The organism is Streptomyces sodiiphilus, from assembly GCF_039529215.1.
Classification (GTDB): domain Bacteria; phylum Actinomycetota; class Actinomycetes; order Streptomycetales; family Streptomycetaceae; genus Streptomyces; species Streptomyces sodiiphilus.
The window spans coordinates 1-15,958 of sequence record NZ_BAAAMJ010000088.1; the positions used below are offsets into that span (position 1 = coordinate 1).

The window sequence follows — 15,958 nt, forward strand, 5'->3', positions numbered from 1 at the left end:
GAAGCCGTCCGGGAGGGTCGGCGTGGCGGGCACGGTCGGCGGGACGGGAGGGACATCCGGCCCGGCCGGCCGCTCGGCGGCACGGTGGGCCCGCTCCTCCGCGTCCCACTCCAGGTATGCCTGGCAGGACCCGCAGAAGCGGTCGTCCGCGGCGTTGAGGAAACCGCAGTCCGGGCAGATCACGGCTCACCCCCTTCCGGTTCCGGCAGCACTTCCACCCGGGACGCCACATGCGCGGGCACCTCCGCCGCCACCAGCCGCTCCAGGCGCGCCCGGTTCAGCCGCTCCGGATCGGGGACGCGGACCCGCACCAGGACCCACGGCCGGGCGGTGCCCGGCAGCGCGGTGCCCGGGGCCGACGACCAGGAGGCGGCGCCGCTCTCGGTGATCTCCGGCTCGGCGCCGGTCTCCACCCGCACCGCCGCCGCCAGCCCCCGCCGGGTGCCGCGCGCCCGGTGCCGCGCCACGGCGCCGGAGACCACCGCGCGCCGCTGGGTGTGCGGCCGTTCCGCGTCGACCTCCACCGCCACCCATCCCGCGAGCCAGGCCAGAAAGTCCTCCGGCGCGGTCCGCGGATGCAGGTGCGCGGGCAGATTGTCGAGGGTCAGCAGCACCGGGGCCAGCACCTCGTCCAGGGCGCTGAGCATCCTCGGCAGGAAGTCGTCGTCCCCGTAGACAGCCGGCAACTGCCCCAGCAGCGGGTGCGTGGTGGGCAGCCCCGGGATCACGCCGCGCATTCAGTCCTCCCTCACTCGCAGCTGGTGTTCGTAGCTGAACACCAGTGCGTGCCGGTCCAGTTCGATGCGGGTGGCCGGCTCGGCGCGTTCCCCGGTGACGGGGTCGGCGGGGAAGAGCCGCACATCCTCCACCAGGTCGACGCCGGGCACGCCCTGCAGCACCGCGAAGACTTCCCCGGAGTGCACCGGCCGCCCGAACGGCCAGCCCTGCCCCTCCGGCCCGCCGGTCAGCGGATTGAAGTAGCCGTACAGCGCCGTCAGCGCCTCCTCCCGCAGCCGCTCCCCGGCCACGCCGCGCGCCGCGCGCACCGTGGCGACCACCGTGACGCCCTCGTAGTACGGGGGCTCGACGACGACCCGGGCGCCGATCGTGCGGCGCTCGTCCAGATGGGAGGCGATCATCGCCAGCGTGTCATCAGGAGGGATCAGCTCCTCGAACCGGATGCGGCCCTGTGCGTCGCTGCGGCCCGCCGGGACCACCAGCAGCCGCACCCCGGCCTCCGCCACGACGTCCCCCGGCCCGGGGCCGGCGTCGCCGACGGGCACGCAGCTGACCCGGGCGGCGTCCGGCGCGACCTCCCGGGCCAGCTGCTCGTAGTCGTGCGGCACCACGGCCCGCTGCAGTGTCCGCAGCGTCATCGGGCCACGCTTCTTGGCGTTCTCCAGGGTCTCCCCGTCCACCCCGCCCAGGGCGGCCCGCCGGTTCTCCACCCGCGCCACATACGGCAGTGAGCTGCGCAGCACCCGCAGCGCGCCACGCGCCACATTCCCCCGCCGGCCCCCGCCGGTGCGGTAGCGGCGCACCCGCACCGGCCGCCGCTCCGGCGGAAAGGCGCCGTAGCTGCGCAGCGTGCCGTCGGGCTGCCGCACGGCCGGGCCGAAGTCCACCCGCCCGGAGATCGGGTCGAGGGTGATGTGCCGGTCGTAGACGGTGGAGTGCGCGAAGTGGTCCACACGCTGCCAGGGCACCCAGCCGGACTCCTCGGCGACCTCCACCACGAACGGCTCCTCGTCGGTGATCACCGGCGGCCGGGAGACGTGGAAGCTCTGCCCGGGGAGCCCGTTGGAGGTGCCGATGATCTCCTCGGTGACGGTCTCCGAGTGCGTGGCCTCCACCGTGCCCCCGATGGTGAACGCCGTGACCTGACGGACCGTCGGCGAGGCCACGTAGGTCGGCTGGCCCGGCTCCGCCTCCAGCAGCCGGCAGCGCAGCCAGCCACCGGACTGCCGGGCCACCACCGAGGTGGCGTGCGCCGCCGGCAGATGCAGAATGACCTCGCCCGCCTTGTTGAACCCGCCGGTGTCGTCCTTCTCCACCTCGCACGCCACCCAGCCGCCGCCGTCCCAGGCCTCCCACAGCAGCGGCGCGCGTCGCGGGTCCACGCCGACGCCCTCCACCGAGCAGTCCAGACGCAGCACCAGCGCGCAGTTCGGCACCGGATTGGACAGCCCCACATAGAGGCAGTCACCCGGCACCGGGGCGGGGGAGAAGCACGGCACGTCCCGGCCCAGCGCCAGCTCCTGCGAGCGGTCCGTGGCATTGCCGGACGCCCCCCATGTCGCCAGGTGGCGGAAGGAGCACGGCACCACCGACAGGTCCCGGCCGGTGGTGAACACCACCGCTTCCTCCGTCTCGGTGCGCACCGTCGTGACCTCCGTGCCGGCCCGCACCCGCAGCGGCTCCGGCTGCGGCGCGGACAGCCAGAACGTGACCTTGGTACGGGCCGCCGTCGGCGGATGGAGCCGCACTCCGATGAGGCCCAGGAACGCCAGGTAGTTCTTCTCCGGCACCCGGTTCAGGCGGTAGATCAGCTGATCGACCATCGTCGCGAACGCCTCGATCAGGGTGACCCCCGGATCGGACACATTGTGGTCCGTCCACTCCGGGCAGCGCTGCTGGACCAGTCGCTTCGCCTCGTCCACGAGCCCCTGGAAGCGCCGGTCGTCCAGATTCGGGCTGGGCAGCGTCATGGAGACTCCTCGTGCCGGGGGATCACATAGAAGGGGAAGACGAGATTCCGCGGATCGTTGGAGCCCCGCACCGCGTAGCCGATGTCGATGTACAGCACCCCTTCGTCGGCCTCGTCGAAGCGGACCACCACATCGCCCACCTCGATCCGCGGCTCCCAGCGCTCCAGCGCGCGCCGCACCTCGTAGGCGAGCTGCCCGGCGGTGCCCGCGTCGGCCGGGGCGAAGACGTACTCGTTCAGACCGCAGCCGAACTCCGGCCGCATGGGCCGCTCGCCCGGGGACGTCATCAGGATCAGCCGGATGGACTCCTCCAGCTCCCGGTCCCCGCGCACCAGCGCGATGCTGCCGGTGGCGTCGGTGCGCGGCGGGAACGCCCAGCCCGCGCCGATGAACTGCTGCGCCACGCCCCTCACCCGCCGATCTGCACGCTCGGGCAGCCGGCCAGCACCGGTGAACCGCACGCCGACACATCCCCGGCCCGCGCCGCGGGCTGCCCGCCGATCAGCACGGTCGCACTGCCCGGCGGAGCCAGCGCGGAGGGCAGATGCCCCGCCGGCGACTGGCACTGGTGCGGGGTGCCGACCGTGGCGGCGGGCTGCCCGCCGATCAGGACCGACGGCACCCCCGGACCGCTGATCACGCCGGGGTGGCCCGTGGGGTCGCCCACCCGTGCCGCTGCTGGCATCGTCGCTCCCTCTTCCCGCCTAGTTGATCTTCACCAGCGGAGCGTTGACGGAAAGCGATCCGCCGCCCCGCAGCTCCGTGCGCTCACCGCTGACCGACACCTGCCCGCCCCGCACATCCACCGCCCCGTCCGTGGCCAGCCGCAGCTCGCCGCTGCCGCCGTCCACCCGCACACCGGAGCGGGAGGTCAGCGTCACCGAGTCCCCGGACAACTCCAGCGCGCCGGTTCCCGCGTCGACGCTCACGCCGCCGTTCGCGGAGACCGACACGCGTTCCCCGGCCTCGATCACCACCGAACCGTCGCTGTGCACGACGATCTCCGTCGCGCTCTGGTCGAGCCCGATGGTGAGCTTGCCGTCGCCCGTGACCAGCCGCACGCCCCGCTGCCCGCCGTCGGCGTCCAGCAGCTCCACCTTGTTCCCGCTCCTGGAGCCGAACGCCCGTTTGGTGACGGCCCCGCTCGTCGGATCCACCGCGTCCGAGCCACCGTCCGCGCCCTGCCCCTGAGCGGGCTTGTCCTGCCCGTTGAAGAGCCCCGCCAGTACGTACGGCCGGTCCAGGCGGCCCTGCTCGAAGCCGACCAGCACCTCGTCCCCGACCTCCGGGATGAACGCCTCCCCGCCACCCGTGCCGGACGCCTGCGCGGTCCGCGCCCAGCCGCTGGCGTACTCCTCCGACAGCCAGGGGAAACTGACCTTCACCCGCCCCAGGCCCTCCGGGTCCTTGGTGTCGGTGACCGTGCCGTTGGCCAGCCCCGGCGCCCGCCCGCCGCCGGTGTGCGACGCGCCGCCCCCGCCACCGGTCAGCCCCAGCAGCGACCGCTCCTGCTCCCCGGAGACCGTCAGCCAGGTCTCGTACCCCCGCACCGGATCGAAGACATGCCGGGTGGACGTCACCGTGTACCGGCCCTCGAACGGCGCCCCTACCCCGGCCAGGGTGACCGCGCCGCCCGCCCGCACCTCCGGGTTGCCGCGGATCACCGCCTCCAGCTCCGCGAACGAGCCGGCGATGCGCCGCGCCAGCGCCTCCGCCGCCTGGTCCACCTCCGCCTGGCTGCCGTAACCGCCGTCGCTGACGCCGTACTCCGCTTCCCCGAACGGCCCGGTCATGTCCTGCGGAGACACCCCGAGGTCCAGCGTCGGCGCCGCACCGGCCTCGGCGCGGCCCACCAGCGGCTGCCCCGCCCGCACGTCCCAGCCCCGCACCTCGACCGCGGTGACCTGCTCCGCCGCCGACACCGCCGCCCGGCAGCGCAGCAGGTTGTCACCCATCTCCAGCACCAGCGGATCGCTGCCCGCCCGCGCCGGCACATCGGGTGCCCCGCTCGCCTCCGTCGGCCGCACCACATGCAGCCGGCCGTCCGCCACGAACGCCTGGGCGCCGGCCTCCTCGGCCAGCCCGTGCACGAACTCCCAGTCGCTGATGTTCGGCTGCGCCACGTGCTCCAGCACCGGTCCGGCCACCTCCATCCGCCCCGGCTCCAGCCCGGCGCGGCGCGCCACCTGGGTGCAGATGTCCGCGAGCGTCATGTTCTGGTAGCTGGCCACCCGCCGCCCCCGGAACAGCAGATGTGCCCGGTCCAGGCCCCGGATCACGGTGAACGTGCCCGTGTCGTCGATCTCCAGCTCCAGGGCCGTGATCTGCCCCTCCAGCAGCGGGCGAGGCCCCGGCCCGTCCCCGGCGTCCGCCAGCAGCCGCACCTCACTGCCGATCGTCACGCCCGTCTGCTCCAGCAGCACCCGGCCGGGGTCCCGGAACCGGAGCACGAACAGGTCCGGCAGCCGGCGGCTGTCGTCCACATACGCCTCGACCAGGGTGTTCGCCAGCGCCACCGGCAGCGGGCTGCCGTCGAACTCCACCTCGAGGGTCTTGGCGACGCTCTCTCCGGCCATCCGCCGTCACCTCCCCGCCCCGGCGGGCAGCGCCGCCCGGGGCGCCGCGCCCGCCAGTACCCGGCCCGGTGGCCGCACCGGGCCCTCCCCGAGCTCCCCTGCCGGTTGGGTCCCCGCCCCGCGGGCCCGGCCCCGGACCAGTTCCTCACGCGACGGCAGCAGCAGCTCCTGCCCTTCCCGCAGCCGCATCGGATCGTCGATCCCGTTGACCTCGGCGATCAGCCGCCAGCCCGCCGGGTCCCCGTACTCCCGCCACGCGAGATGCGGCAGCGTGTCCCCGGCCCGCACCCGGTGCACCCGCCGCGCGTCCCGCGCCCCGGACGTCGGGTTCTGCCCCGGCGTCTCGCCCGTGATCTCCTCCATCGTGACCTGGCACACGGCCCGGATCGGCACCCCGGAGGTGGTGAACAGCGTGTACTTCACCTGCACCTGGCTGACATACCCGGGGAAGCCCGTCAGCCCGCCCCAGTGGAACACCACCCAGGGCGGCGAGGACCGCTTCTGCTGCCGGCTCTCGCTCGTCGGCACACAGCACGCCAGCAACTGCTCCACCGAGGACACCACGCTGGAGTCCTGGGTGTCGCTGGCGTCGAAGAACATCTCCACCGTCAGCTTGCTGGGCTCCGGGCCCTGATACTCCGGCGGACCCGCGCTCTTCGCGCCCTTGGCACTGTTCCGCTTCCACGACGCCGACTTGCTCAGGCTCAGCTCCCGCGGGTTGAACTGGAAGTCCACCCGCCCGCACGGTCCGCCCGGCGTCAGGCTCCCGCCCGGCGGGGGCGTGCGCAGCTCCAGATACGCGTGCTCCAGCTTGGGCCGCGACCCCGGGCCACCGCCGCTCCCGGCCGCACTGAACGCCACGGGTGCACTCATACCGCCTCAGCCCTCCATGACGTAGCCGTGGTGGGCGATCTCGATCGTCTCCATGGCCACCTTCGGCGAATCCGGATTGAACGACGGCCCGGTCCAGCGCACCGGCACCACCTCGAGCAGCCCCCACTGCGCCACCTTGCGCCCGTCCCCGGTGCGGGCCTCGATGTGCGCCGTCTTCCGGCTGAACCCGGTGGTCATGGACGCGAACCACTTGGCGACCTTCTCCGTGTCCCGCGTCAGCGGCCGCGACAGCTTCACATTGGGGTACTTCAGCCGCGTCGGCAGCTGCCACACATGGCCGTTGTTCCCGCCCTCCTCGCGCCGCTCCAGCACCACCTCGCAGCCCAGCCCCTCACAGGTGTTGAACGAGCCGAGCTCGATGCCGTCCACGGTGACGACGAAGCAGACGCTGACCGCGGGGTCATCGTTCACATTCATCCCCGGACCCCTTTCCCGATGCCTGGTGATCTGCCTGGTGTGGTCAGTGCCTGGTGTTGATCAGAAATCCGGCGCGCTCCCGCTCCAGCCGCAGCTCGGCCCGGAGCATCCGGCTCAGCGGCGGATACAGCGCCCGGACCAGCTCGTCGCTGACCTCCGGCGCCCCGGCCTTGCCCCCCGCACCGGCAGGGCCCGGCCTCTCACCGCCCTCGTCCTCCGGGGCGGCGGCGTCCGGCCCCGGCTCGGGCAGCGGAGCATCCGGCGGGTCCTCGTCCGGCCCGGCATCCAGCAGTTCCCCGGGAAGGATGTCCTCCCCGGCGTCGCCCACATCCCCGCCGTCGTACCGCTGCACCGCCGTCGGCACCGCCACCGCTGTCGGCTCCGGCGGCGGTGACGGCGGTGGACCCGGCACCGTCCCCGGCGCCCCCCGCGGCGCCCCGAACACCACCGATCCATCGGCCGAGCGCTGCGCCACTCCGGCCGCGATCGCCGCAGACCCCGCGTCCGGCAGCCCGCCCGTGCCCCGGGCCGTGCCCGCGCCGGCCACCGGAGGAACGGACGGCCGCGCCACACCCGGTGACGCCGGGGCCGGCATCGAGGGCCCGGAGCCCGGCACCGCGCCCGTAGGATCGTCGGTCTGCCGCTGCAACGGGACGGACCCCGGCCCTGCCCCGCCGCCGCCTCCCTCGCCGGCCGTACCGCCCGAGCCCTCCTCACCGGCCCACCGCACCGGCACCACCGGCACGGCACCCTCCCCGGTGTCCGCACCGCCCGGAACGCCCGGCGGGAGCTCCCCGGAGAACAGCGGCACCGCCCGCTGCGCCGTCAGCGGCACCATGTGCCCCTCCGCCGCAGGCGCCGGGCCGCCCGCTTCGTCGATCAACTTCCCGTCGGCCGTCGCGCGCTGCAGGGGGACCGGCTGCCGGTCCGCGGGTCCGGAACCTCCGCCGGGGGAGTCCGGCCCCGGCGCCTCGCCGCCACCGGCCGGACCCGAAGCCCGCTCGGACAGGCCGCCCGGTGAGACGTCCGCCCCCGCCTCCGGCGCCCGGCTGACCACCGGCGGCTCCTCGCCGAGCAACGGCCGCATCAACTCCTGACCGGAGGGCCCGGCATCCTGCGCCGCCGACCCTTCCGTCACCGCCGGAACCGGCGGCGGGCCCGCTCCCTCGTTCCCCTCCGGCCCGGTCTGTCCCGGTGCCCGGCCCGGCCGGGCATCCGGCGCGGTGGGCGAGGGCGCGTGTCCCGCCGGGGTGCGTTGTGCCGTGGGCGGCAGCCCCGGCAGCGGCGCGCCGAGTCCGAACGCCCGCGGCCGAGGGGCCGGCTCCGGACCGGACCGCTGCACGGGCGGCGCCGCCCCGGGCACGGCATCCGGCCCGCTCTGCGCCCTCTCCGGACCCGCCGCCCCGGGTGCCGCCGGAGGGTCCGGCCGCACCACCGCATCCGGCGGCTCCGCCCCCGCGACCAGCGGGGCCAGCCGCTGCGGCGGCAGTTCCGGCGGCGGCGCGGACACCAGCGGACCAGTCCCCACGACGCGCTGCACCGGAACGGGCGCCGGCCCGGCCGGGCCCGCTGTCTCCGCCGTCCCCGGCCCCGGCTCCCGTCCGGCCTCGGCCGCCCCGCCCGGCGTGGGCTCGGCGATGCCGTGCAGCATCCCCGACGGCGCCTCTTCGCTCACCAGATGCCCCATCGGCCCCAGCAGCGACGCGTCACGCCAGGTCCCCAGCGAGCCGGCGAAGGCTTCCGGGTCGGTCACCGGCACCGGCGGTTCCACCGTGCGCTGCAGCGGCGGAACCTCCCGCCAGCCCTCGCGCGGACGGCGCGGGACGGCATCGCCGTCACCGGCTGCGGAACGAGCTTCGCCACCGCCCGTCCCCGCGGCGTCACTCCGCCGACGGCCGCCCAGCCAGGACAGCAATCCCATCCGTCTTCCGTCCCCCTCGCGTGCCGTGCGTCACCGCCCGCCGAGGCGGGCGATCTGGTCGATGTACCGGAGCCGGTCGGCGTGTTCCAGGTCCAGGATCTGGTCCAGCGGCCAGTGGAAGTGAAAGGCGAGGTACGCGACCTCCTCGTGCAGACGGTCGGCCGCGTACGTCACGATTCCCCCAGGCGACCACCACCGGCCAGGTCCACCGCGAAACTCTCCTGACAGGACGGGCAGGTGACCGCCGCCCGGGTGTGGCCCTCGGAGTTGATGCGACGGTAGAAGTCCTGGAGGAAGGCGAGGTCGGAGGCGAACAGATCCTCCACGATCCCCGGATGGATGTCCTCCAGCGTGCCCAGCCGCGTCAGCACCCGGGAGATCAGCACCACCGACAGGTAGGCGGAGTTCTCCCGCACCCGGTCGTCGCGCAGCGGGATCAGCTCGTCCCGGGCCGTGGCCAGCCGCATCACACCCGTGCGGTGCACGGTCCCCGTGGCGTCCACATAGCCGCGCGGCAGCTCGAAGGGGAACTCCGTCACCAGCCGTTCCGGCTGCCGCTGCCCCGCCGCCGCGCCGGGCGGGCCACCCGCGTCCTCGGCCGCTTCCTCCTCCCGCCGGCGTGACGGGACGATCGCACGCCGCATCAGAGCTCGACTTCCATGCTCTCGTAGGTGATGGCCAGCTTCTCCGTGAGCACTGAGGTGTCGCCGGCCTTCAGCGCACCGATCTCCAGCGACTTCGGCCAGGCGTTGATCAGCTTGTAGCGCTTGATCGGGACGCCGGTGAAGTCGAAGACGATGATGGAGCCATTGCGGCGTGCGCTGGCCATCTGCCCGAAACGGGAGTCCTTGATCCAGCGCTCGAAGCTGTTGTCCTCGGTCAGGCCCCGGGTCACCGTGACCTCACCCGCCTTCGGCCTGCCCGGGAGCTTCTTGATGGCGTACTTGCCATCGGCGGTGTTCTGCTTCAGCTCGATGACGTCCTGCTCCATCTTCAGGCCGGTCACCTCGGTGATCTGCCTGATCAGCACCGAGTCGAACTCCAGCCCGAAGGAATGTCCCGCCGAGCTGTCCATATCAGGGAGCGGCATACCAGCCTCCAGTCGCGCGTCGCACGTCTCTCACGTCGTCCTACTCGTCCACCGCGCCCGACCCGGAGGACAGCTGCGCCAGCCGGAACACCACGAACTCCGCCGGCTTCACCGGCGCCACGCCGATCTCGCAGATGACCTGCCCGGCGTCGATGCTCTCCGGCGGATTGGTCTCCCGGTCGCACTTCACATAGAACGCCTCGTCCGGGGTCAGCCCGAACAGCGCGCCACGCCGCCACTCGTTCACCAGGAACGCCGACACGGTCCGCCGGATCCGCGCCCACAGCGCGTCATCGTTCGGCTCGAACACCACCCACTGGGTGCCCGCCAGGATCGACTCCTCCAGATAGTTGAAGAGCCGCCGCACATTGAGGTAGCGCCAGGCGTGGTCGCTGGAGAGCGTGCGCGCCCCCCACACCCGGATGCCCCGCCCCGGGAAGGCCCGGATGCAGTTCAGCCCGATGGGGTTCAGCAGGTCGTGCTCGCCCTTGGTGATCTGCGTCTGGAGCGCCACCGCCTCCCGGACCACCTCGTTCGCCGGCGCCTTGTGCACCCCGCGGGTGTCGTCGTTGCGCGCCCAGACCCCGGCCATGTGCCCGCTCGGCGGCATGAACACATTGCGCCCTGCGGCCGGATCGAACACCTTGATCCATGGGTAGTACATCGTGGCGTACTTGGAGTCGAAGCCGGTGGTCTCCAGCCGCCACTTCCGCACCTGCTGCGGGCTCATCGCCGGCGGCGGGTCCAGGATCGCGATGCGGTCGCCCATCGCCTCGCAGTGGGTGATCAGCCCCTGCTGCACGGCGATCACCGCCTCCAGCCCCAGTGCCCCCTTCTCGAAGGCGCTCATCAGATCCGGGGCGGCCACCATCGTGACCTCCTCGACCGCCTCCAGGCCGCCGAAGCCGGTGCGCTCGTCCGGATCCCCGATATAGCTGTCCGCGGCGAGCGGCACCGGCGCCGGTCCCGGTTCCCGGGCCGGCGGGGCCAGCGTCACCGTCTGCGCCTCCAGCGCCGCGGGGCCGGCTCCCTTGACCGCCGTCTCCAGCTGGATCACCTGCGACCGGGCCTTCACCCGGGTCACCACGTTGTCCTTGCTGCGCTTGGTCGTCACATCCGGGAAGGACTCCACGACCTCGCCGTCGCGCCGCACCAGCAGGGTGAACGCGTCCGGCGGCGGCTCCTCGCCCTCCGGCGCGGTCACCTCCAGCGTGACCTCCCCGGTCACCCCCGGCAGTGTCCGCACCTCATAGGGGCCGAGCATCGCCCGCGGCGGCTCAGCCGTGTCGGGCTCGTCCTCCGCCGGTCCGCCGATCCGCACGATGTAGCAGATGCCGCCGCCGTTGGCGAAGAACCCGTACACGGCGGAGGCGAGATAGGCGCCCTCGACGAAGTCACCGAAGACGCTGGTGAACTGGCTCCAGTTGGTGACCAGCGTGGGCTCGTTGAGCGGGCCCTTCTGCGCGAACCCGATGAAGGCGGCGACGGAGGTCCCCACCCCTTCGATCGGCCGCGACCCGGACTCCATCTCCTCGATGTAGACGCCCGGGGACAGGTATTGCGGCATGCCACTCTCCTCGACCGGGAAACGAGAGTGATTCTGGTTCGCGGATGATCAGTGGTGAAGGTCTTTCGGCCGCCCGCCCGTACAGAGCGCGGTGCCTGATCGTGCACCGGGCCGTGCACCGGGTCCTTCCCGGCCGCCGTCCATGACCGAGGCCCCGGGACCGCACCCTGTCTTCATGGTGATGACGCCGCGCGCCTTCTCCTCGCTTCCGCCGTGCCGCCGCGCCCGCGGCCCGGCGGCTTGTCCTGCCTCCTCAGCTGCCGCTGTGTGATCGAGTGAAGGCCCCCGCCGGCAAGGCCCCGTCCGCCGCGCAGCCCGGCGCGAAGGCGGGCGGAACCTCGCGTTCCGCCGGCCCGGCGGCCCGCACCTCGTCGGGGCCGGCGGCTCCGGCGGTGGGGGCGGGCGGCCCGGTGGGCTTGTCGCGGCTGGCGGTGCAGCGGCTGCAGGGGGCGGCGGGCAACGCCGCTGTCTCCCGCCTGGTCGCCCAGCGCTACGCGGAGGTGGTCAAGACCCCGCCCGAGGCGGCCGCGGGATTCAAGCAGGTCACGTCGGAGGTCGCGGAGAAGCAGGCCGGGCTCAAGGAGCACCGGCCCGCCGAAGCGGAGTCCGCCGCCGCCCAGGACGCGGCGCAGGCGCCGCAGGACGACGTGGAGGCGCAGGGCAAGCACAAGAACGCCGGGAAGATGGACGAGGCGGAGGCAGGCGACTTCGACAAGGCCGCCTTCGTCAAGGCGGTCAACGAGGCCATCGCGGCCCAGGCCCCCCAGAACCTCGACGAGGCCGACAAGTTCGCCGACTCGGGCAAGGCCGACCAGGTCAAGGAGCAGGTGAGCGGCCAGGTCGCGGACGGCAAGGAGTCCTCCGCCGAGGACATCGCCGCGGAGACCGAGGCCGCACCGGACACCTCCGAGGCGAAGGAGAAGGAGGTCACCCCGCTGACCTCCGACAAGCCCCCGGGGGACCCCGGAGCCCCCAGCGCCGACGCCGCCGTCCCGGACAAGCAGCCGGATGAGGTCCTGGACTTCTCCGAGGGCCCGCGCAAGGTCGACGAGGAGATGGCCGGCGCCGACGTCACCGAGGAGCAGCTGGCCAAGGGCAATGAGCCGCAGTTCGACGAGGCGCTGGACGAGAAGCGGAAGGGCGAGGAGGCCACCGACGCTGTTCCGGCGGAGGGCCGCGCCGCCGAGAACGAGAGCCTGGCCAAGGCCAAGTCGGGTGCGGCAGCCGCTGGTTCCTCCGCGATGAGCACCATGGCCGCCGACCGCGAGAAGGCGGGCAAGAACGTCGACGCCGGCAAGGACGAGACCAAGTCGGAGGACGAGAAACGCCGCGAGAAGGCGACGGCCAAGCTCCAGAAGGTCTTCGACAGGACCCAGAAGGACGTCGAGAAGATCCTGGACGGCCTGGACGGCAAGGTCGACAAACAGTTCGAGACGGGAGAGAAGAGGGCCCGGGACGCCTTCACCGCCGATCACAAGGAGCGGATGAAGGAGTACAAGAAGAAGCGGTACAAGGGCATCAAAGGCAAGGCCCGCTGGGTGAGGGACAAGTTCAAGGGCCTGCCGCAGGAGGGCCTGGACATCTTCCAGAAGTCCCGCAAGCTCTATGTCGACATGATGCAGACCCTGATCGGGAACATCGCCGACACCATCGGCACCGAGCTGGGCCGGGCGAAGCAGCGCATCAAGCAGGGCCGCCAGGAGATGAAGGCCGAGGTCGACAAGCTCCCGGACGACCTCAAGCGGTACGGCCAGGAGGCCGCCGCCGACTTCAACGACAAGTTCGACGACCTCGAATCCGATGTCGACGCCAAGTCCGAGCAGCTCGTCAGCGACCTGGCGCAGAAGTACACCGAGGCCCTCAGCGAGGTCGACGCGGAGATCCAGCGCCTGCAGGACGAGCACAAGGGCCTGATCGCCAAGGTGATGGACGCCGTGGCCGGCGCGATCCAGACCATCCTGGAGCTGAAGAACCTCCTCCTGGGCGTCCTCTCCCGCGCGGCCTCCGCGGTCGGGAAGATCATCAAGGACCCCATTAGCTTCCTCGGCAACCTCATCAGCGGTCTGGGCGACGGCCTGCGTCAGTTCACGGACAACATCGAGCAGCACATGAAGACCGGCGTCGTCTCCTGGCTGCTCGGCACGGCCGTCAAGTCCGGCATCCAGATCCCCGCCAAGTTCGACATCAAGGGCATCATCGGCCTCCTGGCCAGTCTGCTGAACCTCACCTGGGACTCCATCCGCGCCAAGATCCTCCGCAAGGGCGTCCCCGAACCGGCCATGGCCGCCGCGGAGAAGTCCGTCCCCGCCGCACAGGCACTCGCCCGTGAAGGCCCCGGCGGAGCCGCCCAGCAGATCCAGCAGGAGACCGGTGACCTCAAGAAGAACATCCTCAACGACCTGAAGACCTACCTGATCCCCACCGTCATCATCGCCGGGATCACTTGGATCATCTCCCTGCTCAACCCCGCCTCGGCCTTCACCCGCGCCGTGAAGGCCATCATCGACATCGTCACCTTCATCGTGACCCAGGGCGCCCAGATCATCGAGTTCCTCAACGCCTGCATCGACGCCGTCGTGGCCATCGCCAACGGCGACGTCGGCGCCGTCCCCCAGCTCATCGAAACCGCCCTCACCAACAGCCTCCCCCTCCTCATCGGCTTCCTCGCCGCCCTCATCGGCATCGGCGGCCTCGCCAACAAGGTCAAACAGGTATTCCTAAAAGCCGCCAAACCCGTCGGCCGCGCCATCGACAGAATCGTCGACACTATAGCCAAGAAGGCCAAACGGCTCTGGCGCAAGCTTAAGAAGAAGGGGGATAAGCGGCAAGAGCTTCCGGAGGCAAAGAAGCAAGCGAAGAGTATTATGGCGAAGCATGAACTGGAGAACTCTCCAGTTGCTGCCGTCACTTCCGATCTTCTCACTCTCCGGAACAAGTTTCACTGGATTAAGGGGTTTACTTCGAAGGAGAGGGGCGGTAGTTATGCCCTTGTCATGAAGGCCAGTGAGAATCCCTTGGGGCGGTATAGGAAAATTGAGACCATCAAGATGCAGCTCGACAAGTACGGACCTGTCTTTATTAAGAAAGTTCACCACCATTGGTGGGAGCGGCAGTTGAGGCGGCCGAAGACGGGAGAGAAGCCCATATGGTCAAGTTCGATCCTCAATGGTGCGGACGCGGACGCGCTAGCCTATCTGCAACAGAAGAGTACTGCCTTGGAAGTCAAGAGCAAGTACTATGATGGAACCGGCCGTGAAGTAGCTAAAGCGGCTTTTGAGAAGCACGTTTTTGGTGCTGGGAGCGTGGTCCGCTCAAAGGTTGTAAGCATGCTGGGCAAGGAAGCCTTACCGAAAGTGAAGGGGCAAGGGAAGCAGGCGACAGGGGGTGATCAGGAGAACTTTGACATCATTGATTCTATGGAGTTCTTGGCTGCGCAGGGAATCTATGGCAAGTTCAAGCCATTCCCCAAGCCCGCTGAGGAGCGCGAGCATACAGATTTCTATCCGACGAATATCAGTTTCCATGATAACGGAAATGTGCGTGTCACTACTTATGCTACTCGCGCAGGAAAGACATTCAAGGTGACAGAGACGGACCCGCAGCGCAGTATGAAGGTCAGTGTCGAAGCCAAGGATCTCAGGCTCAAGGCTCCGGGGGCGCCCCGCGGTGTAACTCAGGACTCGCCTGGATTCCTCCCAAATCAAGACCTTAATCGCGCGCATGTGATCGCGGATTGGTTCGGAGGGTCGGGGTACCGAGAGGCTCTGAATCTGGTCACGACAAGCGGTCACTATAATAAGCAGGTAATGGGAGGTGCTGAGTCGGCTATCGCTGCGGAACTTCTCGCCTTTGCGGAGGGCGAAGGCGTTAGCCAGGGTGAAGTGGCGCTGGATCTGAAGGTAACCGTTTCTTTTGGTGAACTCCTCAAAGACGTATTTGTGCAAAATATTGCGAATCAACCCTGGTTCAAGCCCGGCGATCCGAAATCGGTTGCCGAGCTCAAGAGGTTGACGGGTGTTCTGCTCAATCCGCCCGTGCGGCGTGTCACGGCTGTAGTGTACGAGTACACGTTGACCTCACTGGCTTCCGGTGCCCGGAGTTCGGATATGCAGACTATCGACGGTGATGATTGGCTATTTATCGAAAGAGGGGCTGGCTGATGATTGCAGTAGAGGAAGTTGGAGACTTCTTTCAGTCCTACCTGGACGCAGAATTCGCCGCCAGTAGCGCTGTCAGCACTGAACCGGATGAAATTCTTGAGCAGCGTAGAGCGATACTGGAGTCCTTCATGTATTCCGTTCCAGGTAAAGTCATGAGTTCCGGTATCGGGCGCGGTCGCGGGTGGTCTGCGGAGCAGCTTGCTGATCTTGCTCAACGCATGAAGGTCGCTCGTCGGCCTCTGTTCTTGGTTGTAGAATACGTGCATCCAAAATGGAAGCAACTCTTCGCCGGATACATCGGTGGAGGGAAACCAAGAACAGCTGGCGCGTATGGTGAATTGCTCTTCGCTGCTGAGATTGAAGGCAAAATGAGAGTCATTGCAACTTACCGGGAAGACTTCGATAGAGTGCCTCCACCGGTCCACTGGAAACATGCTCAAGGAGCAGAGATCGGCAAGCTCGCCAGACCGGTGGGGGTCCTTCCAGTGGAGGCGCCTACGAGTCGTGCGGCCCACTTTCAGGACTGGCAAGACTTTCGGAGACTACCTGCTCAGCTCCGCAACTGAACCAGTGAGCTCTTTCCATCCTTAGAGGATGTCTCACGTGGCTTGAGCGGCATCGGGCA

The 15,958-nt window shown here is 70.2% G+C and carries 14 protein-coding genes and 1 pseudogene; 2 read left to right on the forward strand and 13 right to left on the reverse strand.

What is annotated here, in order from left to right; translation table 11 throughout:
* The 13 genes and pseudogenes from ABD299_RS24540 to ABD299_RS24600 all read right to left on the reverse strand — a co-directional run.
* Positions 1 to 183, reverse strand: a pseudogene (locus ABD299_RS24540) (protein phosphatase); the annotation flags it as partial.
* On the reverse strand, positions 180 to 737 hold the full coding sequence (locus ABD299_RS24545; protein WP_344266856.1) for a phage tail protein: 558 nt from the start codon (positions 735 to 737) through the stop codon (positions 180 to 182). The gene ABD299_RS24545 and the pseudogene ABD299_RS24540, both read right to left, overlap by 4 nt.
* The gene (locus ABD299_RS24550; protein WP_344266859.1) at positions 738 to 2,708 is read right to left on the reverse strand and encodes a putative baseplate assembly protein; all 1,971 of its coding nucleotides are present in this window, start codon (positions 2,706 to 2,708) and stop codon (positions 738 to 740) included.
* Positions 2,705 to 3,112 carry a GPW/gp25 family protein gene (locus ABD299_RS24555; protein WP_344266862.1) on the reverse strand — a complete coding sequence of 136 codons (408 nt, stop codon included), beginning with the start codon at positions 3,110 to 3,112 and terminating at the stop codon, positions 2,705 to 2,707. Before ABD299_RS24555 ends, ABD299_RS24550 begins: the two co-directional genes overlap by 4 nt.
* Before the next feature lie 5 nt (positions 3,113 to 3,117).
* Positions 3,118 to 3,393: a PAAR domain-containing protein gene (locus tag ABD299_RS24560; RefSeq protein ID WP_344266865.1), complete on the reverse strand. Its 276-nt coding sequence runs from the start codon at positions 3,391 to 3,393 to the stop codon at positions 3,118 to 3,120.
* A gap of 19 nt (positions 3,394 to 3,412) precedes the next feature.
* Positions 3,413 to 5,284, reverse strand: coding sequence for a VgrG-related protein (locus ABD299_RS24565; protein ID WP_344266868.1), 1,872 nt, complete (start codon positions 5,282 to 5,284; stop codon positions 3,413 to 3,415).
* Between the two features lie 6 nt (positions 5,285 to 5,290).
* Complete coding sequence (locus ABD299_RS24570) at positions 5,291 to 6,157, reverse strand: CIS tube protein (RefSeq protein ID WP_344266870.1); 867 nt, start codon at positions 6,155 to 6,157, stop codon at positions 5,291 to 5,293.
* A gap of 6 nt (positions 6,158 to 6,163) precedes the next feature.
* Positions 6,164 to 6,595, reverse strand: a complete 432-nt coding sequence (locus ABD299_RS24575) for a phage tail protein (RefSeq protein WP_344266873.1) — start codon at positions 6,593 to 6,595, stop codon at positions 6,164 to 6,166.
* A gap of 43 nt (positions 6,596 to 6,638) precedes the next feature.
* Complete coding sequence (locus ABD299_RS24580) at positions 6,639 to 8,516, reverse strand: hypothetical protein (protein WP_344266876.1); 1,878 nt, start codon at positions 8,514 to 8,516, stop codon at positions 6,639 to 6,641.
* 30 nt (positions 8,517 to 8,546) lie between these two features.
* Complete coding sequence (locus ABD299_RS24585) at positions 8,547 to 8,690, reverse strand: DUF6760 family protein (RefSeq protein WP_344266879.1); 144 nt, start codon at positions 8,688 to 8,690, stop codon at positions 8,547 to 8,549.
* Positions 8,687 to 9,160: a hypothetical protein gene (locus ABD299_RS24590; protein ID WP_344266882.1), complete on the reverse strand. Its 474-nt coding sequence runs from the start codon at positions 9,158 to 9,160 to the stop codon at positions 8,687 to 8,689. Before ABD299_RS24590 ends, ABD299_RS24585 begins: the two co-directional genes overlap by 4 nt.
* The gene (locus ABD299_RS24595; protein WP_344266885.1) at positions 9,160 to 9,606 is read right to left on the reverse strand and encodes a phage tail protein; all 447 of its coding nucleotides are present in this window, start codon (positions 9,604 to 9,606) and stop codon (positions 9,160 to 9,162) included. The genes ABD299_RS24590 and ABD299_RS24595 overlap by 1 nt, the downstream gene beginning before the upstream one ends.
* 40 nt (positions 9,607 to 9,646) lie before the next feature.
* Positions 9,647 to 11,173 (reverse strand): phage tail sheath family protein, encoded by a 1,527-nt coding sequence (locus ABD299_RS24600; RefSeq protein ID WP_344266888.1) that lies wholly within the window; start codon positions 11,171 to 11,173, stop codon positions 9,647 to 9,649.
* A gap of 275 nt (positions 11,174 to 11,448) precedes the next feature.
* Between ABD299_RS24600 and ABD299_RS24605 the strand changes: the two genes are divergently transcribed.
* Positions 11,449 to 15,333 carry a hypothetical protein gene (locus tag ABD299_RS24605; RefSeq protein WP_344266890.1) on the forward strand — a complete coding sequence of 1,295 codons (3,885 nt, stop codon included), beginning with the start codon at positions 11,449 to 11,451 and terminating at the stop codon, positions 15,331 to 15,333.
* Complete coding sequence (locus ABD299_RS24610; protein ID WP_344266893.1) at positions 15,333 to 15,899, forward strand: hypothetical protein; 567 nt, start codon at positions 15,333 to 15,335, stop codon at positions 15,897 to 15,899. Before ABD299_RS24605 ends, ABD299_RS24610 begins: the two co-directional genes overlap by 1 nt.
* The last annotated feature ends 59 nt before the right edge of the window (positions 15,900 to 15,958 follow it).

Bases quoted from the DNA above. Each gene is read 5' to 3' on its own strand.
- ABD299_RS24595 (WP_344266885.1), bottom strand. From the start codon at position 9,606: ATGCCGCTCCCTGATATGGACAGCTCGGCGGGACATTCCTTCGGGCTG.
- ABD299_RS24570 (WP_344266870.1), bottom strand. From the start codon at position 6,157: ATGAGTGCACCCGTGGCGTTCAGTGCGGCCGGGAGCGGCGGTGGCCCG.
- ABD299_RS24600 (WP_344266888.1), bottom strand. From the start codon at position 11,173: ATGCCGCAATACCTGTCCCCGGGCGTCTACATCGAGGAGATGGAGTCC.
- ABD299_RS24545 (WP_344266856.1), bottom strand. From the start codon at position 737: ATGCGCGGCGTGATCCCGGGGCTGCCCACCACGCACCCGCTGCTGGGG.
- ABD299_RS24550 (WP_344266859.1), bottom strand. From the start codon at position 2,708: ATGACGCTGCCCAGCCCGAATCTGGACGACCGGCGCTTCCAGGGGCTC.
- ABD299_RS24560 (WP_344266865.1), bottom strand. From the start codon at position 3,393: ATGCCAGCAGCGGCACGGGTGGGCGACCCCACGGGCCACCCCGGCGTG.
- ABD299_RS24565 (WP_344266868.1), bottom strand. From the start codon at position 5,284: ATGGCCGGAGAGAGCGTCGCCAAGACCCTCGAGGTGGAGTTCGACGGC.
- ABD299_RS24590 (WP_344266882.1), bottom strand. From the start codon at position 9,160: ATGCGGCGTGCGATCGTCCCGTCACGCCGGCGGGAGGAGGAAGCGGCC.
- ABD299_RS24575 (WP_344266873.1), bottom strand. From the start codon at position 6,595: ATGAATGTGAACGATGACCCCGCGGTCAGCGTCTGCTTCGTCGTCACC.
- ABD299_RS24580 (WP_344266876.1), bottom strand. From the start codon at position 8,516: ATGGGATTGCTGTCCTGGCTGGGCGGCCGTCGGCGGAGTGACGCCGCG.
- ABD299_RS24610 (WP_344266893.1), top strand. From the start codon at position 15,333: ATGATTGCAGTAGAGGAAGTTGGAGACTTCTTTCAGTCCTACCTGGAC.